This window comes from Sphingomonas sp. LaA6.9 (assembly GCF_022601895.1).
Lineage (GTDB): Bacteria > Pseudomonadota > Alphaproteobacteria > Sphingomonadales > Sphingomonadaceae > Sphingobium_A.
On record NZ_JAKVIO010000027.1, the window covers coordinates 1 to 23723 of the forward strand.

General features: G+C 63.9%; 18 protein-coding genes, 1 tRNA gene and 1 pseudogene. 9 read left to right on the forward strand and 11 right to left on the reverse strand.

Going from position 1 to position 23723, the window contains the following annotated elements; translation table 11 throughout:
* Nucleotides 1–411 (forward strand): annotated as a pseudogene (locus MKI88_RS13735) (LuxR C-terminal-related transcriptional regulator); the annotation flags it as partial.
* A 251-nt stretch (nt 412–662) separates the two neighbouring features.
* Here MKI88_RS13735 and MKI88_RS13740 read toward each other — a convergent pair.
* The 5 genes from MKI88_RS13740 to MKI88_RS13760 form a co-directional block, all read right to left on the reverse strand.
* Complete coding sequence (locus MKI88_RS13740) at nt 663–2768, reverse strand: catalase (RefSeq protein ID WP_241631961.1); 2106 nt, start codon at nt 2766–2768, stop codon at nt 663–665.
* A 23-nt stretch (nt 2769–2791) separates the two neighbouring features.
* Nucleotides 2792–3784: an NAD(P)/FAD-dependent oxidoreductase gene (locus MKI88_RS13745; protein ID WP_241631962.1), complete on the reverse strand. Its 993-nt coding sequence runs from the start codon at nt 3782–3784 to the stop codon at nt 2792–2794.
* 55 nt (nt 3785–3839) lie between these two features.
* The gene (locus tag MKI88_RS13750; protein ID WP_241631963.1) at nt 3840–4349 is read right to left on the reverse strand and encodes a hemerythrin domain-containing protein; all 510 of its coding nucleotides are present in this window, start codon (nt 4347–4349) and stop codon (nt 3840–3842) included.
* A 479-nt stretch (nt 4350–4828) separates the two neighbouring features.
* Nucleotides 4829–4905 (reverse strand) — tRNA-Pro (locus MKI88_RS13755).
* An 80-nt stretch (nt 4906–4985) separates the two neighbouring features.
* The gene (locus MKI88_RS13760; protein WP_241631964.1) at nt 4986–6284 is read right to left on the reverse strand and encodes an FAD-dependent oxidoreductase; all 1299 of its coding nucleotides are present in this window, start codon (nt 6282–6284) and stop codon (nt 4986–4988) included.
* 97 nt (nt 6285–6381) lie between these two features.
* Between MKI88_RS13760 and pnuC the strand changes: the two genes are divergently transcribed.
* Nucleotides 6382–6960: a nicotinamide riboside transporter PnuC gene (pnuC, locus tag MKI88_RS13765; RefSeq protein WP_241631965.1), complete on the forward strand. Its 579-nt coding sequence runs from the start codon at nt 6382–6384 to the stop codon at nt 6958–6960.
* A 9-nt stretch (nt 6961–6969) separates the two neighbouring features.
* On the opposite strand, the gene MKI88_RS13770 is transcribed toward pnuC, so the two are convergent.
* Complete coding sequence (locus tag MKI88_RS13770; RefSeq protein ID WP_241631966.1) at nt 6970–7920, reverse strand: cytochrome D1 domain-containing protein; 951 nt, start codon at nt 7918–7920, stop codon at nt 6970–6972.
* Between the two features lie 196 nt (nt 7921–8116).
* Between MKI88_RS13770 and MKI88_RS13775 the strand changes: the two genes are divergently transcribed.
* The 3 genes from MKI88_RS13775 to lepA all read left to right on the forward strand — a co-directional run bounded on the left by MKI88_RS13775 (nt 8117) and on the right by lepA (nt 11205).
* Nucleotides 8117–8617, forward strand: a complete 501-nt coding sequence (locus MKI88_RS13775; protein WP_241631967.1) for a hypothetical protein — start codon at nt 8117–8119, stop codon at nt 8615–8617.
* Nucleotides 8604–9320, forward strand: coding sequence for a hypothetical protein (locus tag MKI88_RS13780; protein ID WP_241631968.1), 717 nt, complete (start codon nt 8604–8606; stop codon nt 9318–9320). The genes MKI88_RS13775 and MKI88_RS13780 overlap by 14 nt, the downstream gene beginning before the upstream one ends.
* Nucleotides 9321–9396: 76 nt before the next feature.
* Nucleotides 9397–11205: a translation elongation factor 4 gene (lepA, locus tag MKI88_RS13785; protein WP_241631969.1), complete on the forward strand. Its 1809-nt coding sequence runs from the start codon at nt 9397–9399 to the stop codon at nt 11203–11205.
* A 152-nt stretch (nt 11206–11357) separates the two neighbouring features.
* On the opposite strand, the gene MKI88_RS13790 is transcribed toward lepA, so the two are convergent.
* Complete coding sequence (locus MKI88_RS13790) at nt 11358–12215, reverse strand: oxygenase MpaB family protein (RefSeq protein ID WP_241631970.1); 858 nt, start codon at nt 12213–12215, stop codon at nt 11358–11360.
* 22 nt (nt 12216–12237) lie between these two features.
* Nucleotides 12238–12546, reverse strand: coding sequence for a hypothetical protein (locus tag MKI88_RS13795; RefSeq protein WP_241631971.1), 309 nt, complete (start codon nt 12544–12546; stop codon nt 12238–12240).
* A 221-nt stretch (nt 12547–12767) separates the two neighbouring features.
* On the opposite strand from MKI88_RS13795, the gene MKI88_RS13800 reads away from it, so the two are divergent.
* Nucleotides 12768–13253 (forward strand): aminoacyl-tRNA deacylase, encoded by a 486-nt coding sequence (locus MKI88_RS13800; protein ID WP_241631972.1) that lies wholly within the window; start codon nt 12768–12770, stop codon nt 13251–13253.
* Between the two features lie 131 nt (nt 13254–13384).
* Here MKI88_RS13800 and MKI88_RS13805 read toward each other — a convergent pair whose 3' ends face one another.
* The 3 genes from MKI88_RS13805 to MKI88_RS13815 all read right to left on the reverse strand — a co-directional run bounded on the left by MKI88_RS13805 (nt 13385) and on the right by MKI88_RS13815 (nt 16975).
* Entirely contained in the window at nt 13385–15268 is a 1884-nt protein-coding gene (locus MKI88_RS13805) for a PhoX family phosphatase (protein ID WP_241631973.1), read from the reverse strand.
* Between the two features lie 203 nt (nt 15269–15471).
* Nucleotides 15472–16035 (reverse strand): OsmC family protein, encoded by a 564-nt coding sequence (locus MKI88_RS13810; RefSeq protein WP_241631974.1) that lies wholly within the window; start codon nt 16033–16035, stop codon nt 15472–15474.
* 28 nt (nt 16036–16063) lie between these two features.
* The gene (locus MKI88_RS13815) at nt 16064–16975 is read right to left on the reverse strand and encodes a diiron oxygenase (protein ID WP_241631975.1); all 912 of its coding nucleotides are present in this window, start codon (nt 16973–16975) and stop codon (nt 16064–16066) included.
* 254 nt (nt 16976–17229) lie between these two features.
* Here MKI88_RS13815 and MKI88_RS13820 point away from each other — a divergent pair, with 254 nt between their 5' ends.
* From MKI88_RS13820 to MKI88_RS13830, 3 genes are all read left to right on the forward strand, one after another.
* Complete coding sequence (locus MKI88_RS13820) at nt 17230–18828, forward strand: alpha/beta fold hydrolase (RefSeq protein WP_241631976.1); 1599 nt, start codon at nt 17230–17232, stop codon at nt 18826–18828.
* Between the two features lie 110 nt (nt 18829–18938).
* A complete protein-coding gene (locus MKI88_RS13825; protein ID WP_241631977.1) occupies nt 18939–19907 on the forward strand; it encodes a GlxA family transcriptional regulator in 969 nt (322 codons plus the stop codon).
* 195 nt (nt 19908–20102) lie between these two features.
* A complete protein-coding gene (locus MKI88_RS13830) occupies nt 20103–23534 on the forward strand; it encodes a TonB-dependent receptor domain-containing protein (RefSeq protein WP_241631978.1) in 3432 nt (1143 codons plus the stop codon).
* The last annotated feature ends 189 nt before the right edge of the window (nt 23535–23723 follow it).

Genomic DNA, 23723 nt, shown 5'->3' on the forward strand with positions numbered 1-23723 from the left:
GCAGCAGCGCGTCCGTGCGGTGTGGCAGCATCGGTCACGATACCCTCGGCTGAACCATCGGAAACGATCCATGTCGTCGTCGCACCGGTCAAGGCGGAGAGCGCGGTCGGCATATTCGCCGAGCCGATGGCCATGCTCATTCTCGGCAAGGTCGCCGGCGCGGTAATTCCGGACGACCGGCTTAGAAAGGCCTATGGCCTGACGCCGGCGGAGGCGCGGCTCCTGAGCGCGCTCGTTGCGGGCGAACGCCTCTCAGCCTATGCCGAACGAACGCAGGTCAGCATCACAACCGCCAAGTTTCACCTCTCCGCCCTTTTCGCGAAGACCGGCGTCCGACGCCAGACCGATCTCATCCGGCTGGCACTGGCCGATCCCGTTCTGCGGCTGCACGTTGATACCGCAATGACGTGAGCGGGCAGGTGGACGAATTCGAGGACGGCAATTCTGTCGCTTCCACTTGATCGCCGCGATCACTTGGCCGGCAACGGCCGCGCGCCGAGCACAGTGAGCTATTCATCAAACCGCTCTGGAAAGCATGACGGGCAAGCCCAAACCCGTGGGTCGACGAGGTGCAAGCGCCGCCGACACGATCGGCAAAATTCCCTAAGCCCGCGAAACTTGAGCAGCCATGGCCCATGGCTAGGTGATCTTGCAGTCTGTTCTCAGGCCAGCATCCGCAATGTTGGCTCGCGCTCCCAATAGCGTCTCGAGGCTGCTGTCACGAAGCCCTTGTCGAGGGCAACGACGCCCGAATCCGCTATCACGCCTGCCTTGTCGAGTAGCGCCTGCGCTTCGGGTGTGTGACCGATAGCCTTGAGATGTCCGAATGCATCCATGACAAACTGGATTGCGGCCGCTTCCTTGAGCAAAGCCTTGCAGCCGGCTTCGGACAGTATGATTGCGACTGCATCGACCATGACAGACGGCGTCCCGGCAAGTTGCCCGTCTGCGACGAGCAGCGAGCCGTCCGATAGCTTCGCGCCGCCGACCCTGGGGGCGATGATGACCGGCTTTGCGCCCGCGTCCTTGACCAGCTTGCGCACGGACGCGACAGTCCCGGCATCCGAACCATCCGCGACGAGAATACCGATTGCTCTGCCCTTTATGCTCTCGGGCGCGCGTGGGCCGTCGACGATCCGCAGCGCCGGCGACGGATCGAGATCCCGTACGGGTGCGGCGACTGGCGATGCTTTGGGAACGGGCATGTTGAGGCCAGAGCCCACGCGTCCGGCGAGATCGGGATCGACGTTCACGAGGTTGGCAAGCATCCGCGTGCGCACATGCGCAAGCCCGACCTTGGACAGTTCGAACACAAGCGCCGAGGCAAGATGCGCCTGTTCTGGAACGGCAAGCGAGCGGAAGAACAGGCGTGCCTGACTGTAATGGTCCGCAAAGCTTTCAGGGCGGATGCGCAGCTTGTCCCCTTGTTCATACTGTTCGGCACGGCCGGGAAAACTCGAGAAACCGGTCATTGGACATTCGCGAGGCCCGCCTGCTTCGCCCGCCTCGGCCAGGCTGTTCGGCTCGTAATTGGCCCGGCCCTTGGGCTGCAGCATCTGCATGTGCCCGTCACGCTGGAAGTTTATCACCGGGCATCTTGCCGCGTTGACGGGGATCTGATGAAAGTTGGTGGATCCCAGTCGTTTGAGCTGCGTGTCGAGATAGCTGAACAGCCGTCCCTGCAGCAGCGGATCGTTTGTGAAATCGATGCCGGGCACGATGTTCGCGGGGCAATAGGCGACCTGCTCGGTCTCCGCGAAGAAGTTGTCGGGCCAGCGATCCAGCACCATCCGCCCGATCATCCGTACCGGAAGCACCTCTTCGGGAATGATCTTGGTGGGATCGAGCACGTCGAACGGCAGGCTGTCGGCGAACTTCTGGTCGAACGCCTGGATCCCCAGCTCCCATTCCGGGAAGTCGCCGCTGTCGATGGCTTCGAACAGGTCGCGGCGGTGAAAGTCGGGGTCCGCGCCTGCAATCTTCACGGCTTCGTCCCAGATCGTCGATTGCAGGCCCTGTCTGGGTTTCCAGTGGAATTTGACGAAGGTTGACTTGCCCTTCGCGTTCACCATGCGAAACGTATGGACACCGAAGCCCTCGATCGTACGCAAGCTGCGGGGGATGGTGCGGTCCGACATCGCCCACATGATCATGTGGGTCGATTCAGGCATCAGACTGATAAAATCCCAAAAGGTGTCGTGCGCGGACGCGGCCTGTGGATAGCCGCGATCCGCTTCCATCTTCACCGAATGGACGAGGTCGGGGAACTTGATCGCATCCTGTATGAAGAAGACCGGGATATTGTTGCCGACGAGATCCCAGTTACCCGCCTGGGTGTAGAACTTGACCGCAAATCCGCGCACGTCGCGCGGCGTGTCGACTGATCCTGCCCCACCCGCGACGGTGGAGAACCGGGTGAAGACGGGCGTGCGTTTGCCCTTTTCGCTGAAGAGGTCCGCCCTGGTGAGGTCGCTCAGATCCTCATAGCTTTCGAAATAGCCATGCGCTGCCGACCCGCGGGCATGTACGATGCGTTCGGGAATGCGCTCGTGATCGAAATGGAAGATCTTTTCGCGCAGGACGAAGTCTTCGAGCAGTACGGGGCCGCGCGTGCCGGCCTTGAGCTGGTTCTGATTGTCGGAGACGCGAATGCCCTGGTTGGTAGTGAGATGCGCGTCGGCATCGTCATGGCGGCCTTTTTCAGGGACATGCTGATGGAGTTCGCCTCCGTTGCCATTGTCTGTGTCGAAACCGTTGTTGCTCGCCATGATGGTAATCCTCAAAACAAGAGTCAGGAAGGAAATGCGGAGTCGAGTGCCGGTGAAGAACGCGCTGTCGCGCAGTAGCGTGGAGACCGATGGGCAAGATCGTTGCGAATGGTCGTGGCCGCGACACCGCCGTCTCCCATGGCGTGGCTGATCTGATCGAGACCCAGCACAACATCGCCAGCGGCGTAGAGACCCGGCACGCTCGTGCGCTGATGGGCGTCGACGATCAGGCAGCCCTCATCCGACAACGCCGCACCAACATCGGCAGCGCGTTCGGAACGGATCACCGATCCAAGCGCGGGATAGAGGACATCGAAAGAGAGTGTCCCCTGTGGCAAGGTCAGGTGGATCCGGTCACGATCAATCCCGATCGTGGAACAGGGGCCGGGGATCGTAATGACACCGGCCTGCGCAAGGCGGTCCGCGCAACCTTGGTCCAGCACAGCACCATCGGGTGACACAAGTGTCACATCGGCGCTGTACGAGCGCAGGAAAAGTGCTTCTCTTTCACCATGTTCGGCATTGCCAAGCACGGCAATGCGGCGATCCCGGATCTCGTAGGCATCGCAGATGGGGCAGTATCGCAACAGACCGCGGGCCAGCGCGTCATCGTGAATGGTTTCGGGCATTGAAGGACGATTGTTGACGACGCCCGTAGCGAGCAGGACCGTCCGCGCGGCAAGGCATCCATGATCGCCATAAGCCAAAAAAGCGCCGCCCTCGCCTTCGAGCCTCTCGACCATCCCGTCCAGAATCTGTGTTCCGAACTGGATGGCCTGCGACCGCATGCGGATCAGCAAGTCACCGCCTGCGATGCCATCAGGAAAGCCGGCATGGTTGTGCGTCCGAGGAATGGAGGCAGCCCTGCTGTTTCCTGCATCGATCAGGATGACGCGCAGCAGAAATCGCGAAAGATAGATGGCGGCGGTGAGACCTGCGGGTCCACCGCCGATAATGAGGCAGTCGACCACGTGGGATTCGATCCCGCTGCGGCTCGGATCATCACGAAACGCCATTGCGCCGCCTCAAAATGCCAATGCCTGCCAAGCTGCTCTGGGCGTGAAGCGCCAATCAAACGGTCACTTCGGCCAGCGTCGTCGTTTCGGGCTTTGGCAATCCCGACACCTTGTAGCGTGCCGTCAATTCGGCCTGCCGCTGAGCCAGCTGTTCGCCAAGCGCGTCCATATCGAGTCCGGCCCTGCGCGCCTGAGAGAACATGCCCTCCATGCGCTTTTCCTCTTCTTCAACATGATGTTCGATCTGTTCAGAAAGGACCTTGACCTTGGCGTCGTAGAAATCGTCGCTGGGCGTGCCCGCCTCGATCTCTGCGATCAACACTTTCGCGCCATCATGCTCGACATAGGCTTCCTTGAGCAGATCCTCGTCGATCTTGCCCTCGCAAGCCGGGTAGAAGATTTCTTCCTCGATCGTGGCGTGGACGCTCAAATCCATGCAGATCTGCATGGCGAGCATTTGTTTCTTACCGTCGCCCTTCGCGCCCGCGAACTGCTCGAAAAGGGCCTCTACTTTTCGATGATCCGCTTTCAGAAGTGCGATCGCGTCCTGCTTGCTGTCGACCATGTCACCGTCTCCTGTGAGGAGAGATGAATGGGCTCTCCGTCACTAGAGGGAACAAGTGAATGATCCCCACTGTTCCTCGGCATTTCCTGTTGCGAGTCGTTAGCATCCAGATCGAAAAGCCCGCGCCCCGTTCATGCCAGGGCGGGAAGTGAGGACCCGATCACGCACCTCGCAAGCGACGGGCGTTGGCGACGACACCCCTGTGAACGGGAGCGAGCATCTCGCCGGACAGCGTCAACATCGCAGTTAGGGCCGAGGCCGGCGCCAGGCCACTTGAGCCGCTGCCTTAGTCGGGAGGGTCTTGTAGCGGGGCGTATAGCCCTTGCGCCGGACCTGAACGAACCAGCCGTCCTTGCGCTTCGTTAGGGTCGCCATTTGTGTGTGTCACGAGTGTGTCAGGAGCGACGAAAAGCGGCGGCAAGGGTGCTCGGCTATCTTACGATAACCGCAGCATTTCCCAGATTTCCGCGAGTTCTAAATGGTCGGGGAGAGAGGATTCGAACCTCCGGCCCCTGCCTCCCGAAGACAGTGCTCTACCAGGCTGAGCTACTCCCCGACCGATCCGGCTGCGCGTGGCGCGCCGGTAAGGCAGGCGGCGGCTTATAACAGCGAAGTCGCGCGGTTCAAGCCCGCTCTTCACTTGTGGAGCGCAGCGATCATCTCGTCGATATTGGTGAACTTTTTCCGCGGAGATCTGTCGCTTGCGCGTGCAACTTCAGCCGCTTCGATCTTCTGCCAGTCGCGGAAGGTTACGATTTCAACGTTGCGAGTGGCCAGCAGCGAATCGAGTCCGGCGCGTCCGGGCTTCTGCGAATGGCCCGGCGTGTCGGCCGCGATTGCGTCGGCTATCATATAGCCGTCGGGGCGGTTGGTGCCGATCGTGCCCGTCGGCCCCCGCCGCGCCCAGCCGACCGCATAGAGGCCGGGCAATATGCGTCCGTCGACATTGGCGAAGCGGCCGCGGCCATGCTCATAGGGCACGCCCTCGATCGGCGGGGTGGTATAGCCGATGCAGCTGACGACCAGCCCGCATGGAATGGCATACCGTTCGCCCGTGCCGTGCGACCGCAATTCGGCGTCGAGCACCGTACGCTCGACAATCATCCTTTCGACCCTTTGGCCGCCCTCGATCGCCACGGGCATCGCAAAGAAATCGAAGTCGATCGTCACGGGCTTCGCCACGGGGTTTGCGGCAAAGCCGCGCAGGTGCGTCACCGATTTGCGCATGCCCGGCTCGAGCATCGCGTCGTCGCCTTGGGGCGGCAGGTCGGCGGGGTCGACGCGCGGCGCGGCGCGTTCGAGATGCGCGAGCTCGCCCAGTTCCTTGGGGGTCATCGCGATCTGGTGCGGCCCACGTCTGCCAAGCACGCTGATATGGCGGATCGCCGAGCCGCCGAGCGCGTGCAGTGCGTATTCGACGATGTCGGAATCGGCGAATTCGGCGGGGGTTTTCGCGAGTATCCGCGCAACGTCGAGCGCAACATTGCCGTTGCCGATGATGACCGCGCCCGCGGCATCGAGCGGGGGCGCGAGATCGGTGAACTCGGGATGGCCGTTATACCAGCCGACAAAGGCGGCGGAGCCGATGACGCCCGGCAGATCGCTGCCCGGTATGTCGAGCGGGCGGTCGCGCGGCGCGCCTGTTGCGAGCACGACCGCATCATAGAGCGACTGCAACTCGGCGATACTGATATCCTTGCCGACCGCGACATTGCCGACGAAGCGGACATTGTCCGACAGCGCGACCATCTCGTAGCGCTTGGCGACATTCTTGATCGACTGGTGATCGGGCGCGACGCCGAAGCGGATCAGGCCATAGGGCACGGGCAGCCGGTCTATCACATCGACGCGGACCTCGTCCCCGAAGGCCTTCTGGCACGCCTCGGCGGTGTAATAGCCCGCCGGCCCGGATCCGATTACCGCGATATGCCGCATCAACCGCCCTCCCGCTATTTTTCAGTGATCGTAACGCGGCCCCGCTACGGCGCAAGGGGCGCTGGCGGGGTGCGCATCGCACTGCTATCGAAGGGCGGTGGGAAATCTCGAAGTCATCGCGGCCATCCTGGGCGTAATCAATGTCGCGCTGGTCGTTCGGCGCAGTATCTGGAATTTCCCCGTGGCGATGGTGACGGTGTCGCTCTACGCGGTCATCTTCTTCAATGCGCGGCTTTACAGCAACGCGATGCTGCAGATCTTCTTTTTCGTCCTGAACATTTACGGCTGGTGGTACTGGGCGCGCTGCAAGGCGGAGATGGGCGAAATCCGCGTCGAGGTCATGGATCTCTGGAAGCGCCTCGTCACGCCGGTCGGGATCGCGATCATGGTCCTGCTGTGGGGCTGGCTGATGAGTACCCAGACCGATGCCGACTTTGCCTGGTGGGACGCGACAATCGCGATGATGAGCGTGGCTGCGCAGATCCTCCTGTCGCGGCGCTATATCGAGAACTGGATCCTGTGGATCGCGGTCGATGTGCTCGCGGTCGGGCTCTACTGGGTCAAGGAGCTCCCGACGACTTCGGCGCTTTATGTCGCGCTGCTTGCGCTCTCGATCTGGGGGCAGGAGGAATGGCTTCGCGCGTTGCGGGGCAAACGGCTCAAGGCGACCGCCTGAGCGGTCCTGTCACGGTGCGATGCCAAGCCCGTCGCCATTCTTTCCCGCCGCGATCCGGCGCAGCACCCTGCCGCTCTTCATGTCGATCTCGGCGACCTGGTCGCGCCCGGTCTCGGCAGCGTAAAGCCGCGATCCGTCGGGCGAGAACAGGATCGTTACCTGCGCGGCTTCGCGCGTTCCGCTGACGGTGATGGTGCGGCGGACCTTGCGGCTGGCACGGTCGATCTCGGTCAGCGTGCCCGACCCGACATTGGAGGTGACGACGGTCCGGCCATCGGGGCTCATCGTGACGCGGATCGCAACGGGGTCGACCGCCACTTCGGCGACGGGTTTCAGCGTGCCGGTATCGATCACCTGCACGCGCGGGGCGCCGAGGTCGCCGACCCACAGCTCTTTGCCGTCAGGCGACAGTGCGATTCCCTCGGGCTGTCCGCCTACCGTGATATCGCCGATCTTGGTGCGGGCATTGGTGTCGATGACGCTCACCGTACCCGCGCGGATATTGGCCACATAGGCGCGCGATCCGTCGGCGGTGATGGCGACCATATGCGATCCTTCCTGATCGGTCGCCACCGCCGCGACCTCACCCGTGTCGGGATTGGCGATGGTCAGCGTGCGGCTCCCCTCGGTCGTCGCGATCAGTCGCCCGTCACCGAGCCAGACCAGGCCGTGCGGGCGTGCATTGGGGCTGATGTCGAGTCGCTTCACCAGCTTGCCGCTCGCGACTTCGAAAATGTCGATTGTCGATCCGCCGTAAGCGACCACCGCAGCCCGGCTGCCATCGGGTGAAACAGCGATTTCGTGCGGCATTCGCGCGGTCGGCACGCGTGCGCGCTCTTTTCCCGTCGACAATGTGATGAAGCTCACTGTGTCTTCACCCTTATTGCCTATGATGAGTGTCTCGCAGCGCGCCTCCGCGGCGGCGAGCAGAGGCAATGCAGACAGGATGAGGCGCCGCATGAACTTGTCTCCCTTGGGGATATTGCCGGTCGGGCCGATGCTAGGCGGCGTGTTCGCCAAAGGAAATGGGGCGCGGAATCATTGCGCATTGCTGTGCATTGAAACGGATTGATGGTTGCGCTCGATTGACCCCGTGCAGCGTAAATATTAGGCCTGACACTCAGGTGGGAGGACTTTGGATATGTGGCGCGGATTGATGCTCAGCATTCCGCTCGTCATGGCGACATGGCAGGTGCCGGCTTTCGCGCAGGCCGACGAGCCCGCAGCCAGCGAGGAAGGCGCTCCGTGCAAATTGTCACAGAAGAAGAAGCAGGGCTCAAGCATGCTGGGCGGCATTCTGGGCGGCATTGCCGGCAGCACGCTCGGGCGCGGGAGCGTCGGCAGCTTCATCCCGTTCAACCTGGTCAGCACGACGCTGACCAACGCCATCGCGTGCAAGCTTGACAAGGACGAGCAGAAAAAGGCGGCGAAGGCGACCGATGTCGCAATCTCCAAGGGTGTCGGCGGCAGCGAGAGCTGGACGAGCACGACGCGCGAGGGGGTCAGCGGCACCTCGACCGTCACTGCGCAAGCGCAGGGTGCCGACGGCGCGGATTGCGTGACGGTCGACGACGTCATCATCGTCAATGGCGAAGAGACGATCGCTTCCAAGCGGATGTGCCGCGCGCAGGGCGGTTCGGGCTATGCGGTGGTCTGAGGCATCACGGCTGCGCCGCGCGGTCGTGGCCATTGCATCGCTGGCCCTGCTGGCGGCGGCGCCTACGGGGATGGATCCCGAAAATCCCACCTGCCCCAAGGCGCTCAACTGGACCAGCTATCCCGAGATGCGCTTCACGCTCCGCGAGGAGAAGGGGCGTCGCGTCCTGCTCGCCGAAGGCAAGATCGACACGGGCATGGTGACCCGACTTGCCGACGCGATCGAGACCAACAAGCCGATCCAGGAGATCTGGCTGCGTTCGCCGGGCGGCAGCGCGTCCATCGGCAACGAGGCGGGACGGCTCATTCGCAGCCTCAACATCGCGACGCGTATTCCCGCGACCTGGGCGTGCTTCAGCGCGTGCAACTTCGTCTTCATGGGCGGCCCTGTGCGCTGGGTCGATCCGGGCGGATTGTTCGTCGTTCACATGTTCACGCACCTGTCCGATCGTGATGCGGTGAAGGAAGACCTCGCGCGCGGCACCGACGAAGCGATCGAGACGATCGGCGATATCGAGCAGGGTTCGGCGCTGCTCGCGAGCGACGACAATGATTTCCTGATCCGCATGGGCGTCTCGCGCAAGCTGCTGACCGAGGTGATGTACCGGCAAAAGGCGATTGCGGGGCAGGGGGAGGACCGTTCGACGCGGCGCTGCCTGACGCAGGACGAGCTGTTCAGATACCGCGTCACCAACGTCCGCTGATCACCGCGGATCACAATTGCTGACAGCGCGGCGGCGCGATGCTATCGGGCGGCAAATTCCAGAAAGCCTTACACCTGTGACCGACCTTTCCAAGATCCGCAATTTCTCCATCATCGCGCATATCGACCATGGCAAGTCGACGCTCGCCGACCGCCTGATCCAGCGGACGGGAGGGCTGACCGACCGCGAGATGTCGAGCCAGGTCCTTGATAACATGGACATCGAGAAGGAGCGCGGGATCACGATCAAGGCGCAGACCGTCCGCCTCGACTACAAGGCAAAGGACGGCGAGACCTATACGCTCAACCTGATGGACACCCCCGGCCATGTCGACTTCGCCTATGAGGTGAGCCGCAGTCTCGCCGCGTGCGAGGGCGCGCTGCTCGTCGTTGACGCGGCGCAGGGCGTCGAGGCGCAGACGCTCGCCAATGTCTACCAGTCGATCGAGCACGACCACGAAATCGTCCCCGTCATCAACAAGATCGACCTGCCCGCGGCCGAGCCCGAAAAGGTCAAGGCCGAGATCGAGGAAGTGATCGGGCTTGACGCGTCGGAGGCGGTGCTCGCGAGCGCCAAGTCGGGGATCGGCATCGACGAGGTGCTGGAAGCGGTCGTCAGGAAGATCCCGCCCCCCAAGGGCGACCGCACCGCGCCCTTGAAGGCGATGCTCGTCGACAGCTGGTACGACCCCTATCTGGGCGTCGTCATCCTCGTCCGCGTGATGGACGGCGTGCTCAAAAAGGGTCAGCAGATCAAGTTCATGCAGGCCTACACCACGCACCTGATCGACCGCGTCGGCTGCTTCCGCCCCAAGATCGAGCAGCTCTCCGAACTCGGCCCCGGCGAGATCGGCTTCATCACAGCCCAAATCAAGGACGTCGCGCAGGCGCGCGTCGGCGACACGCTGACCGACGCCAAAAAGCCCACGGCGCAGGCGCTGCCGGGCTTCAAGGAAGTCCAGCCCGTCGTCTTCTGCGGCCTCTTCCCCGTCGACGCCAACGACTTCGAGAAGCTGCGCGAAAGCATCTCCAAGCTCCGCCTCAACGACGCGTCGTTCAGCTTCGAGATGGAAACGAGCGCAGCGCTCGGCTTCGGCTTCCGCTGCGGTTTCCTCGGCCTGCTGCATCTGGAGATCATCCAGGAGCGGCTGACGCGCGAATATGATCTCGACCTGATCACGACCGCACCCTCGGTCGTCTACAACATCAAGCTCAGCCACGGCGGCGGCACGATCGACCTGCACAACCCCGCGGACATGCCCGATCCCAACAAGATCGAGCAGATCGACGAGCCGTGGATCGAGGCGGTGATCTACGTTCCCGACGAATATCTGGGGCCGATCCTGAAACTCTGCCAGGACCGCCGCGGCATCCAGAAGAACCTGACCTATGTCGGCGGCCGCGCGCAGCTCACCTACGAGCTGCCGCTGAACGAGGTGGTGTTCGACTTTTACGACCGCCTGAAATCGATCAGCCGCGGCTATGCGAGCTTCGACTATCACCAGATCGGGCACCGCGCCGGCGATCTCGTGAAGATGAACATCCTCGTCAACAACGAGCCCGTCGACGCGCTGAGCATGATCGTCCACCGCAGCGCCGCCGAGGCGCGCGGGCGCCACATGTGCGAGCGGCTGAAGGATCTGATCCCCCGCCACCTCTTCAAGATCCCGATCCAGGCCGCGATCGGCGGCAAGGTGATCGCGCGCGAGACGATCGCGGCGCTGCGCAAGGACGTGACCGCCAAATGCTATGGCGGCGACATCAGCCGCAAGAAGAAGCTGCTCGACAAGCAGAAAGAGGGCAAGAAGCGGATGCGCGAATATGGCAGCGTCCAGATCCCGCAGGAGGCGTTCATTGCTGCGCTTCGGATGGGGGATGAAGGCTAGCACTTTCCTTTCACTGCCGAAGCCGAAAGAGGGCTGGGGGCGGATCAGGCGATAGCGCGGGATGTTTTCGAGCCCCGGCGTTGGTGGAGCCTGAACCGGTGCGCACCGGCTTGCCAGCTCCGCTGGTGGTGGCCAGCCCGTCCTTGTCTCCTCTACCGCCTCGTCGCGAATGCCCAGCGCAGCGTCGCCGCCATGCCGAAGGTGGCGGCGCGGGTCAGCAGGGGCGCAGCCGGGGCTTCGAGCCGCAGCATGGTGCGCACCCAGCCGGGGAGCAGGTCGACCGCCGCCAGCGCGAGCAGGCGCTGGGCCGAGGATTGCATCGCGCCCGGCGCACGCTGGGCGAGGATGAGGCGGGCGACCTCGCGGCATTCGTGGCTGGCGACAAGTTCGGGGCGCATCGCGGCGATCAGTGCGGCGGCCTCGGCGCGGGTGCGGGGGACGGGATCGGCGCCGAGCCTCAGCGCAACTTCGGCGGATTCGGCGAAATAACGGTCCTGATCGGCGCGGGTCATGCGCGGCTCGGCATAGGCGATCCGGCTTTTCAGGAAGCTCGTCGCCTCGGCGACATGTACCCATGCGAGCAGGTGCGGATCGCTGGCGTGATAGGGGGTGCCGTCGCCAAGCGTGCCGCTGACCCGGTCATGGATCGCGCGGACGCGCTCTATCGCGGCCTGTGCCGTAATGTGGTCGGCATAGGTGGTGATCGCGATGAAGCGCGCGGTGCGGCGCAGGCGCCCCAGCATGTCGTCGCGGAAGTTCGAATGCTCGAGCACGCCCGCGAGCGCTGCGGGGTGGAGCATCTGCAGCAGCAGCGCGGAGGTGCCGCCCACCATCATCGTCGTGACGTCGCTATGCACGCGCCGGATGACCGAGCCGGGCGGGAAGATCGCGTCGTCCGAGCTTTTGACGGGCGTTTCGCCCTTCGCCCGATCGTTGAAGACCGCGCGCACCTCTCCCACGATGCGCCCGCGCAGCGCATGAACGGGATTGAAGAACGTGCCGGCGGACATGGTTGGGGCTCCATCGACGCCATTATGCGCTAAACGCGCGAAGCGGGCGCGGGGTGCATTGCCGGATCATATAGATGGCCGCGCGCGTCAGCCGGTTTCGTCCGCATCCGCGCGCGCCGCCGGGCCGGCGGCGGAGATAATAGGCGCCCTCGCTCGACATGTTGATCCGGCTCGCGGCGTGGCGGACGCTGCCCGTCTCGGCGAGCGCGTCGACAAAGGCGCGCTGGCGTTCGGGCGTCCAGCCATCGTGGCGCTTGCAGAGGCGAGGGACCGGATCGAAGTGGGGGATCGGCGGGCACTGGTCGCGCGGTGTAGGAACGCGGTTCTGCATAATGTCGATAAATAGCCGATATGGTTATCTGCACGACAGTGCGAAATTTCCGGCGGGCGCGTGGGCGACGGCTGGTGGCGTTATCGGGATTTCCGGTGTCCCGGTGCTGGCACCGCCGGCACGACAGGCGTATCATCGCGGTTCGACGTCGGCATCCCGATCAGGGTCCGTCGCGTGGCGAACCCCGGATGCGGCGCGAGCCGTCACGGAAAGGTCTTGTCATGTCCATCGCCCCCCGCCTTCGCCAATATCTCGACGATCAACGCGCCGATTACGAAGTGGTCGAGCACAAGCCGACCAAGTCGGCGATGCAAAGCGCCGAGGTTTGCCACATCCCCGCCGACCGCATTGCCAAGGGCGTGCTGCTCGATACCGGCGACGACTATCTGCTCGCGGTGATTCCCGCCGATCACCGGCTCCAGCTGTCGGACCTCAAGGAAGAGCTTGGCCAGCGGCCGCAACTCGTCGAGGAGACCGCGCTCGAACAGGTGTTCAACGATTGCGAGATGGGGGCGGTGCCCGCGATCGGATCGGGCTATGGCGTCTCGACGATCATCGACGACAGCCTCGAAAACCAGCCCGATGTCTATTTCGAGGCGGGCGATCACAAGTCGCTCGTCCATATGAGCCAGCGCGAGTTCGCGCGGCTGACGGGCGCGGCGCGACATGGCAGCTTCAGCACGCACTGGTCGATGATGGACGGTTGAGAAGCCGAAGCGGCGGGAAGCACGAGGCTTCCCGCCGCCCTCCGGGGAGAGAGGGTGTTTTTAGGTGAGCCCGATTCACGCCATCGGTGGCACCGCGCAGCGCTGCCACCTCAAACGACCGGGCCCGGATATCAGGCGCCGACGGGCTTGCCGTCGGTGCGCCGTACGACGATGGTCGAGGAGCGCGGTGCCTTGCCCGCCTCGGGCCAGTTGCCCGTCGGGTGCTGGATGTTGACGAAGAAGGTCGTGAGATCGGGGGTATAGGCCAGCCCCGTGATCTCGCAGCCCGTGGGGCCGACGAGGAAGCGCGTCGACTTCTTCGATGTCTGGTCGATGTAGAACATCGCGTTGTTGCCGAAGGCCTGGTCGATCGTCGTGCCGGCGAGGCCCGAATTGCCGGGGACCGAGTGATCGGTCTGCACCCAGAGCCGGTTTTGCGGATCGATGCGGATGCCGTCGGGGCTCGACATGGTATCGCCGACGATATTGCCCGTCAGGTTAGCGCCGCCGGCCGCCAGCGAGGGATCGCCCGCGAGCAGCACGATCTCCCAGGTGAAGTTCATCGCGAGCGGCGAGTCGTTCTGTTCGCGCCACTTGATGATGTGACCGTGGAGGTTGCGCGTGCGCGGGTTGGCCGCGTCGGTGACCTGACGCCCCGAATTGTTGGTGAGCGTGCACAGGATCGACTTCTTGTCGGGCGCGACCGTGATCCATTCGGGACGGTCCATGACGGTGCCGCCCGCGACCCGCGCCGCCGACTTGGTGTTGATGAGGACATCGGCCTGGTTGTTGAAGTTGACCACGGCGGGCGTCGTCGGCCCCTGCGAGACATTGCCCGGATCGGTCGCGCCCGCGGTGAGGCCGTTCTTGCCGTGGGTCAGCTCGCGCCATTCGCCGGTGCCGTCGGCGTTGAAGCGCGCGACATAGAGCGTGCCGTTGTCGAGCAGGTCGGTATTGGCGGCGCGGGTGGTGGAATAGGCGCGGCTGGGCACGAACTTGTAGATGCAGCCCGGCGTGCCGTCGTCGCCCATGTAGAAGGCGACCTGCCGGTTCGCGTCGTCCATATAAGCGACATTCTCATGGTCGAAACGGCCCATCGCGGTGCGCTTGGTAGGTTCGGCCAGCTGGCCCTGCGGGTCGATCTCGACGACCCAGCCATAACCCTGCGCGGGCTGCGTGGGATCGAGATAATTGTCGGTCGATTCCTCGCAGGTGAGATAGGTGCCCCAGGGCGTCGCGCCGCTCGCGCAGTTGTTGAGCATGCCCTTGACGGTCGCGCCGATGATGCCCGAAGCCGGGCCGCCGACGCGGTAGGTCGTGTTGCCCGTGTAGCGCTTGTTGTAGGTCGAATTCTGGACGACCGACCATTTGCCGTTGCTGCCGCGGCGGACCTCGACCACCGAGATGCCGACCGCCGACAGCACGATCTTGCGCTGGTCCGCGGTGAGCGCGCCATAGTTGGGGCTCGCGCCGGGCGCGATTCCGGGGATGAGGATGTTGAAATCGGGAAGCTCGTGATTGATCGCGAGCAGGCCGCCCTCGTTCGGCAGGATGTGCGGCACGGTGAAATAGTGCATCCCGTCATGATTGCCGCCCGCGACCCTCTCGGTCTGGTCGGAGGTCAGATAGGTGCCCTGCGACCAGGCGACCGCGCCCGGAACGACCGCATCACCCGCCGAGAACAGCGTTTCGACGACATAGCCGTCGGGAACGGTGACGGTGTCGGCATTCGTCTTGGCGACGGGCTTGAACTCGACCGCGAAACTCGTCGGCGTCTGGGTGGGAGGCGGCGTCGGCGTGGGGGTCGGGGCCGGGCCGCCATTCTCGTCGCCGCACGCGGCGAGCAGCGACGTCGCGCCAAAGGCATAGGCGAGCGAGAGGCCCAGGCCCTGCTTCAGAATCGTGCGGCGCGCGGGGTTGGCGGCGACGATGTCCTCAAGCGAGTTGCCGGGAACGTTGAGATCAGGATTGGCCTCGCGTTGCGACGCGCGGGCCTCGTCCGTCAGATAGGACATGGAAATCACCCCTCTGGTATGGCTGGATATGGCTGCCGCAGTTTGCGCCGCGGTGCAGGCCGCTTAAGGGGTGATCATGACTCTGCGCCGTAACGACGGTGACGAATGTGTGTCAGTTCAAATGCCTGGCTGTCACAAAAGGGGGCCGGTCCCCGCTTGGGAGCGCTTGGGGACCGGCAGGGGGGATGCGCTTCTGTCCGCATTCAGGCGATTTCGAGTCGGCCGTTCATCCGGATGGGCTGGTTGAGATTGAAGAAATTGGGTGACGTCTTCATGACGGCCTGGTGGATCGCCTCAAACTGCTCGGGCGTGCCCGGTCCCGCGATCCGTACGGTGTAATCGATCTGGCGGTAGCCAGGGGGTACATTGTCGTCGAGCCCCAGAAAACCGCGCAGGTCGAGCGAGCCGCGCGTGTCGATCTCGAGCGAGGTCAGCTCGATGCCGTGAAGCGCCGCATTGGCCACGTAACCCACCATCATGCACGCGTTGAGCGCGGTCATCAGCAATTCCTGCGGATTGGGGGCGCTGTTGCCGCCGAGCAGTTCGGCGGGCTCGTCGGCGACGATCTTGAAGCGCCGCTCGACTTTCTGACCGCCGATCTCATAGCCCTCGATCACCGATTCGCTGCGCGTCTGCCCGGTCCAGTGCGTCCTGACGCGGAAGCTGACCATGGCGTTGGCGGAATCGGCGCGGATCTCCTCGACCATCTGTTCGAGCGCATCGAGATCGAGCCCATTGACTTGTGTGCGGGTCATGGTTTCGGTCATGACTATTCTCCTCCGTTGATAATTGCGGTCATGCGAATGCGGGGGCGACCGCCTCGATCCGTGCGCACGCTTCGCGCGAGAGCGTCTTGAGCGTTGCACGGAATTTGGGGTGCGCCATGCCGGAGCCGAGATAGGTCCAGCGTGCCGCCTGATGCTGATGGCCAAGAAAGGCCTCGCGCTCGCTGGTCCCGAGCGTCCGGCCGCAGGCGCGTTCGAACGCGGCGAGGTTGAACTCGGTCTGCGTCCTGAGGCCCGCGTCGAGCCATGCGCCGATCTCGAGATACTCGTCGATCGCATAGTCGATGCCGCGCGCGTCGCGGCCCTCGGCAAGCGCCTCGACCATCAGTGTGTCCAGCCGCGCGTGCTGCGCCTCTTCCATCCAGTGATGCTTCAACAGGCTCTTGAAGAGCGGGTCGAGCGCATCATCGTCGCGGACGCTGTCGACATAGTGACTCTGCGTCATCCATTCGATCTGCAGGATGACGAGCGCCACCGCGAGCGGATCGTGGCGCAACACTTCGGCCGCCACCGCCTCCGCCGGGCCGATCACCGCGCATTCGGTGGTGAAGCCCGCGACAAACGCCTCGTGGAAGCGCTTGAAGAGCTGGATGTGCTTGGCTTCCTCGCCGGCGAACTGGAGCAGTGCGCGCACGCGCCAGTCGTCGCCGCTCAGATGCGGACGCGCATGATCGAGCACGAAGGGCAGGATGAACTCCTCCACGAGCCCGAAGATGCTCAGATACTCATGACCGCGGATCTGGTTGAGGATACGCTTTTCGTCGTCGGAGAGCCCCTCCATGCCCGCAGTGCGCGCGAGCGCCTGGGGCATGAAGGGGCGGGAAAAGTCGAGCGTGGCATCGGGGCCGATCACATCGGCGATCTGCCAGGTGGCACGCTGCGACGCGGAAAGCACCGCTTCATAGCTGAAATGCTGGTACATTAGGGGGGCTCCTGTCCGGCATTCAGGCGAAGGGCAGAGCAGCGCTCGACAGAGCGATGGCGCTGCAACACATGGCGCAGATGCTGAGCGCAATCGCGCGCAGCAGGGCATTCGAATTGGCTTGCATTACTGGTCCTCCACATCGCGGCCGGGTCGCTGGCCGCGAACGGGTAAATGCGGCACGCCTGTGGGAAGCACTGTGGGAAAATACGTGTGAATTGCCGTGCACGGCAGCAAAGGTTAAATTTCCACGCATGGCAGCTTCCACCGATCCGCCGACCCTAGAGCTGACGCTTCTTGGATCGATGGCGCTCGCGCATGCGGGATCCGAGGTGCCGTTGCCCGCGTCGAAGAAGACGCGCGCGCTTCTGGCCTATCTGGCGACCAGCGATCGGCCCGTCCGTCGCGACCGGCTGTGCGAACTGTTGTGGGACGTGCCCGACGATCCCCGCGGCGCGCTGCGCTGGAGCCTTTCCAAGCTGCGCGGGGTGATCGAGATCAACTCGGACCCGCGACTGATCGCGGACCGCGAGACGGTGCAGCTGGACTGCGCCGCGATCGCGGTCGACTGGCGTGCGCTGCGCAGCCTGTCGGCGGAGGACATCCGCAAGACCGACACCGCGACCTTGCTGTCGGCCACGGCGCGGGGCGGCGAATTTCTCGAAGGGCTCGATCTGCCGCGCTGCGACATATTCCAGGCGTGGCTGGCCGCGATGCGCGAGGATGTGCGCCAATGGCGCGTCGCGCTGCTGCGCGAGACCTCGCGGCGCCAGATCGATCCCGAACGCGCGCTCGATCTGGCGCGCGAATGGACGATGCTCGATCCCTATGACGCGCTGGCGCGCGTCGCGCTGATCGAGCTGCTCGACCGGACGGGCCGGCGGATCGAGGCCGATCAGCAACGCGAGCTCGGGATCCGCAAGCTCAACGAGGGCGATGTGCCGATCCCCAATGCGATGCGCGGCGCTGTCCGCGCCACGGAGCCCGAGTCGGCCGCCGCGCCCGAGCCGCCGCCATTGCCGATCCAGCATGTCCGCTTTTGCACGGCGTCGGACGGGACCGGTCTCGCCTATTCGGTGGTCGGGGAGGGGCCGGCGCTGGTCAAGGCGGCAAACTGGCTGAACCATCTCGAACATGACTGGGACAGCCCGGTCTGGCGGCACTGGCTGCGCGCGATGCTCGATCATGGCTGCGTGGTGCGTTACGACGAGCGTGGCAATGGCCTGTCCGACTGGAACACGCCCAATATCGCCTTTGACGATTTCGTCGACGACCTCGAGAGCGTCGTCGATGCAGCAGGGCTCGAGCGATTCGATCTGCTCGGCATTTCGCAGGGCGGAAGCGTCTCGATCGCCTATGCCGTGCGCCACCCCGGGCGCGTCCGGCGGCTGATCCTCTATGGCGCCTATGCTTCCGGATGGCGTATCCGGGCGGCGCCCGGCGAAATCGAGCGGCGCGAGGCGATGCTGACACTGACGCGGCAAGGCTGGGGACAGAACAACCCCGCATTTCGTCAGATGTTCACCTCGCTCTTCTTTCCCGAGGCCTCGCACGAGGAAATGGAATGGTTCAACGAGGTTCAGCGCACGACAACCTCACCCGCCAATGCCGAGCGGCTGCAGCAGGCCTTTGGCGATATCGACGTGCGCGCGTTGCTGCCCGAGGTGCGCGTGCCGACGATCGTGCTGCACGCGCGCGATGATGCGGTGGTGCCGTTCGCCGCCGGGCGCGCGCTCGCCGCGGGCATACCGGGCGCAGAGTTCGTCGCGCTTGAAAGCCGCAATCATCTGCTGCTCGAGCATGAGCCGGCATGGCCGAAATTGCTCGAAAGGGTGCGAGAATTTCTGGCCTGAGCCCGGTTTGTGGCTGAAAGCGCCCGATCAGCGCAAAATCGAACAATCTAATTGCGGCCCCGTTTCAAAAGGAGGATAATCGGCGCAGGTCGCAGAAATGGGGGAACACAATGCTGTTCGCCATCATTGCTCCGGCTAATGCACACTCGCTCGAGTTGTGCGGTATCCTCGATGCCCTGGCCGAGGCCAATACCATGCTCCCCCCGCAGCGCGCTTACGAACCCGTCGTCCTGGCGGAACAGGCGCAGGTGATTCCCTGTCACTCGGGCATGCGCATCGCTCCCGACGGCGTGCTCGAGGATCTCGATGGCCCGGCCAACACGCTGATCGTCGTGGGTGCCTATGGCGTGCCCTTTCCCGCATCGCCCGCCGGGGCCGACTGGCTCCGGCGCGAAGCGATGGCCTGTCGGCGCTATGGCTCGGCGTGCACGGGCGCCTTCTGGCTGGGCGCGGCGGGGTTGCTCGACGGCCGGCGCGTAACGACCCACTGGGCCTATGCCGCGGAGCTGGCGAGGCAATATCCCAGGGCGCGCGTCGAGGCCGAACAGATGGTGCTGCGCGACGGCCCGCTCGTCACCGCCGGCGGGGTGACCGCGGCGATCGACATGACCCTGGCGCTGATCGAGGAGGATCACGGTCACGCGATCGCGCTCTGGGTGGCGCGGCGGCTGGCCATGTACCTGAGGCGTCCGGGCGGACAGGCGCAATATGCCGTCAACCTCGCCGCGCCCGCGGCGCTGCGCGACAATATCGAGCGCGTGCAGATGCGCGTGCGCAACCATCCCGAGGAGAATCACTCGCTGGGCGCGATGGCAAGGCGCGCCGCGATGAGCGAGCGCAACTTCTCGCGCGTGTTCCGCCGCGAAACCGGCATGAGCGCCGCCGATTTCGTGGAAAAGGCGCGGATCGACGCGGCGCGACGGATGCTCGAATCGGGACCGCCAAACGTCAATTCGATCGCGCTGAAATGCGGCTTTTCGGGTCAGGATGCGATGCGCCGCGCCTTTGTCCGGCAGATGCAGGTCACCCCCGGCGCATATCGCCGCGCCTTTCGTTCCAGCCTCGCGAGCAACCTTTAGTGCCTTAAATTGCACGGTGCTGCGGTGCCGCATTCTGGGCCACTGTGGCAAAATTGCACTAGTCTGAAATTTTCTAACGCCCTGTCATCGCGACGCAACATTTGGGGCTTCTAGGGGCGCCGGATTTGCTGCAGTGCAGCGCCAAGAACAAGTTGCGATTTCTGCAAGTGGCGTGCGTCACCAAGGGGGAATTACATGAAGAACCGTCTTTACGTCGGGCTGGCTTTGGCTGCCCTTGCCGCTCCAATGGCATTTCCGATCGCGCCCGTGCAGGCGCAGCAGATCACTTCGGGTGTCGAAGGCACCGTGACTGATGACAGCGGCGCACCCGTCGTCGGCGCCAGCGTTGCGATCACCGATACGCGCACGGGCGCGACCCGCACCGTCGTGACCGGAGCGACGGGCAACTTCAACGCATCGGGCCTGACGGTCGGCGGTCCCTACACCGTCACCGCGACCGCCGAAGGCTTCGAAGGCCAGACCGTCCAGGACATCGCGATCAACCTGCAGGGCAATGCGAGCCTGAAGTTCGCGCTGACCACGGGCGCCGGCGAGATCGTCGTGACCGCGTCGCGCGTCAACCTCACCCAGATCGCTATCGGACCCGGCCAGAGCTTCTCGACCGAAATTCTACAGACCACGCCGAGCTTCAACCGCGACGTGCGCGACGTTATCCGCATGGATCCGCGCGTCAGCCTCGACCGCGACGATGGCGGCTCGGGCCAGGACCGTATTTCGTGCCTTGGCGGCAACGATCGTGGTAACGCCTTCACCGTCGACGGCATCAGCCAGGGCGACATCTACGGCCTGAACGACACGGGCTTCTCCTCGCGAAGCTCGACGCCGGTCCCCTATGACGCGATCCGCGAAACGCAAGTGCAGTTCGCGCCCTTCGACGTCGACTATGGCCAGTTCACGGGCTGCGCCATCAACGCCGTCACCAAGTCGGGCACCAACGAGTACCAGTTCGGCGGCTTCTTCGAATATTCGGACAACGGCATGCGCGGCGACACGGTCGCCGGCCGCAAGGTCGCGCCGATCGAGCCCGACAAGCGCTGGGGTGCCTATCTGGGCGCGCCGATCATCAAGGACCGTCTGTTCGTCTTCGGCGCCTATGAGCATCAGGAAGCCGGCCAGTCGCAGGACGAAGGTCCGACCGGCGCCGACTATCCGATCGAGATGCCCGGCGTTTCCAAGGCGCAGTTCGACGCGATCCGCGAAGTCCTGAACCGCGTCTACAAGATCGACACGGGTGATCTGGTCTATAGCCGCCCGTTCGAGAACGACCGTTATTTCGTCCGCGCCGACCTGCAGATCAACGACGATCATCGTCTCGAAGCGACCTATCAGCGCCTCGAGGAATCGACGATGCGCGCGGACGATCTCGCGACGACGGGCACCTTCGCCAACACCGCAGTTGGCCGCAACACCTTCTACCTGAGCGGCACGAAGTCGAACTATTATTCAGCCCGCCTCTATTCGCAGTGGACCGACGCGCTCCAGACCGAACTTCGTTATTCGCGTTCCGAAGTCCGTGACGTTCAGGATCCTGTCGGTGGCGGCGAGGCGCAGTCGGCCAATCCGATCCCGCGCATCATCGTCGGCGTCGACAATGCGACCGGGCCGGACGGCGTGGTCGAGGCAGGGCCGGGCTTCTCGCGCTCGGCCAACGACCTGCGCACCAATGTCGACCAGTTCAAGGCGGTTGCAAAGCTCGATGCGGGCGATCACCAGATCAAGCTTGGCTTCGAACTGAACCACGCGCAGCTCTTCAACCTGTTCGTCCAGAACGCGACGGGCACGCTGAACTTCCGAAATATCGCGGATCTTGAGGCGGGCCTGCTCTCGCCGGGTCTGGGCAACAACAACACGACCAACAGCGCCGCCAACGTGGTGGGTGGCCAGGTCGAGGGCGCGTTCGGCAACTATTCGGCCACCGGCGACGTGAACGACGCTGCTGCGGCCTTCTCGCGCGACATCTGGTCGATCTATGCCCAGGACGACTGGAAGATCAACGACAAGCTCAGCGCGGTCGCGGGCGTCCGCGTCGACTGGTATAATGGCGGTTCGCCAAAGCTGAACACCGAGTTCGTGCGTCGCTACGGCATCACCAACACCACGGGCTTCAGCAACATCGATCCCGTCGTGATGCCGCGCTTTGCGCTGACCTATGACCTCGACGACTTCGCCGTGTTCAGCCGTGCGCAGGTGCGCGGCGGCGTCGGCGTCTTCGCCGGCGGCGATCCGGTTGTCTGGTTTGCCAACGCATTCCAGAATGACGGTCGTGGTTTCTCGCAGGGAACGACGCAGGACGCCGGTTGCCCCGCCGGCCAGGTCGGCGTCGTCGTCAACGGCCAGTTCACCGGCGTGCCGCAGTGCATCGTCACCTCCGGCTCGGCCTCGGCCGCGCGCGGCCTTGGTGATACCCAGTCGATCGATCCCGACATCAAGATGGCAACCGTCTGGCGCGCCAACCTTGGCTTCTCGTCGGAACTGAACTTCGCGGACAGCGGTTTCTTCAACGGATGGCAGCTCAACCTCGACTACATCTACAGCAAGTACAAGAATCCGTTCACGATCGTTGACCTCTCGCAGGTTCCCGACATCTCGAAGGGGCTGCAGGGCTATTCGATCGACGGTCGTCCGATCTACGCGGCGATCGACCCGACGCGCGCGGGCTGCACGGCCAAGTTCGTCGGCGTCAATCCGACCCCGACCTATACGAACGTCAATGCTGCCTGCTTCGGCACGTCGCGCGACGACGAACTGATGCTGACCAACGCGGGCAGCTATCACAGCCAGATCGCCTCGTTCATCCTGTCGAAGAATTTCGACGGTGGCGTGTTCACCGACGGTGGCTCGACGTACTTCAGCCTCGGCTATTCCTACACCGACGCACATGACCGCCGGAACATGTACAACTCGACCGCGGGTTCGAACTTCGACAATACCGCGGCCTTCGATCGCCAGAACCCGGCTGCGTCGCGCGGCTTCTTCGGCAGCCGTCATAACATTACAGCTCAGATGAACTTCAAGGAGGAGTTCTTCGACGATCTCGCAACGCGTCTGGGTATCACGTTCGTTGCGCGTTCGGGCCGTCCGTACAGCCTGACCTTCTCGGGCAGCGGCGTGTTCGCGGACAGCGTGTCGGGCAGCGACAACGCACTGGTCTACCTGCCGACCGGCCGTACCGACCCCAACATCGCGCCGACGTCGAACATGGCGGCGGTCGACCAGCTCGTCGCGTTCGCCAATGGTCTCGACTGCGCGAAAAAGTTCATCGGCCGTACCGTCGAGCGGAACAGCTGCTCGAACGACTGGTATTTCGACATGGACCTGACCTTCTCGCAGGAAATTCCGGGGCCGGGTCGTCTGTTCGGGCACAAGGACAAGCTCAAGCTTTATGCCACGATGGACAACTTCCTGAACTTCCTCGACTCCGACTGGAACGTTCAGCGTCGTCGCGCCTTCTACGGCGTGCAGGACATCGCGAACTCGACGGGCGTCGACGCACAGGGACGCTACATCATCAGCGGCTTCACGGGCGACACGTTCCAGGCCGACAACCAGATCAACTTCAGCTCGTCGGTGTGGCGTCTGAAGGTCGGCATCAGCTACGACTTCTGATCCCGATCAGAAGCGAAACAAACAAGGCCGCCGTCCCTGCAAAGGGGCGGCGGTTTTGCTTTGGGTGCTGTCCTACAGAATTCGCTCTCTTTATGTTCCTTGACGGCGCGCTGTCAGCGCGTCGCGGGAGCCGGACGCATCAAGATGTACGTTGGTGAGAAATTTGCGAAGTTAAGTGAAGTTAAGCGC

Excerpts from the sequence above, each read along its gene's own strand:
- MKI88_RS13820 (WP_241631976.1), top strand. The coding sequence starts at position 17,230 with ATGGCAGCTTCCACCGATCCGCCGACCCTAGAGCTGACGCTTCTTGGA.
- MKI88_RS13825 (WP_241631977.1), top strand. The coding sequence starts at position 18,939 with ATGCTGTTCGCCATCATTGCTCCGGCTAATGCACACTCGCTCGAGTTG.
- MKI88_RS13830 (WP_241631978.1), top strand. The coding sequence starts at position 20,103 with ATGAAGAACCGTCTTTACGTCGGGCTGGCTTTGGCTGCCCTTGCCGCT.
- MKI88_RS13810 (WP_241631974.1), bottom strand. The coding sequence starts at position 16,035 with ATGACCGAAACCATGACCCGCACACAAGTCAATGGGCTCGATCTCGAT.
- MKI88_RS13805 (WP_241631973.1), bottom strand. The coding sequence starts at position 15,268 with ATGTCCTATCTGACGGACGAGGCCCGCGCGTCGCAACGCGAGGCCAAT.
- MKI88_RS13745 (WP_241631962.1), bottom strand. The coding sequence starts at position 3,784 with ATGGCGTTTCGTGATGATCCGAGCCGCAGCGGGATCGAATCCCACGTG.
- MKI88_RS13790 (WP_241631970.1), bottom strand. The coding sequence starts at position 12,215 with ATGTCCGCCGGCACGTTCTTCAATCCCGTTCATGCGCTGCGCGGGCGC.
- MKI88_RS13775 (WP_241631967.1), top strand. The coding sequence starts at position 8,117 with ATGCTCAGCATTCCGCTCGTCATGGCGACATGGCAGGTGCCGGCTTTC.
- MKI88_RS13740 (WP_241631961.1), bottom strand. The coding sequence starts at position 2,768 with ATGGCGAGCAACAACGGTTTCGACACAGACAATGGCAACGGAGGCGAA.
- MKI88_RS13750 (WP_241631963.1), bottom strand. The coding sequence starts at position 4,349 with ATGGTCGACAGCAAGCAGGACGCGATCGCACTTCTGAAAGCGGATCAT.
- MKI88_RS13770 (WP_241631966.1), bottom strand. The coding sequence starts at position 7,920 with ATGCGGCGCCTCATCCTGTCTGCATTGCCTCTGCTCGCCGCCGCGGAG.
- MKI88_RS13780 (WP_241631968.1), top strand. The coding sequence starts at position 8,604 with ATGCGGTGGTCTGAGGCATCACGGCTGCGCCGCGCGGTCGTGGCCATT.
- MKI88_RS13795 (WP_241631971.1), bottom strand. The coding sequence starts at position 12,546 with ATGCAGAACCGCGTTCCTACACCGCGCGACCAGTGCCCGCCGATCCCC.
- MKI88_RS13815 (WP_241631975.1), bottom strand. The coding sequence starts at position 16,975 with ATGTACCAGCATTTCAGCTATGAAGCGGTGCTTTCCGCGTCGCAGCGT.
- MKI88_RS13760 (WP_241631964.1), bottom strand. The coding sequence starts at position 6,284 with ATGCGGCATATCGCGGTAATCGGATCCGGGCCGGCGGGCTATTACACC.
- MKI88_RS13800 (WP_241631972.1), top strand. The coding sequence starts at position 12,768 with ATGTCCATCGCCCCCCGCCTTCGCCAATATCTCGACGATCAACGCGCC.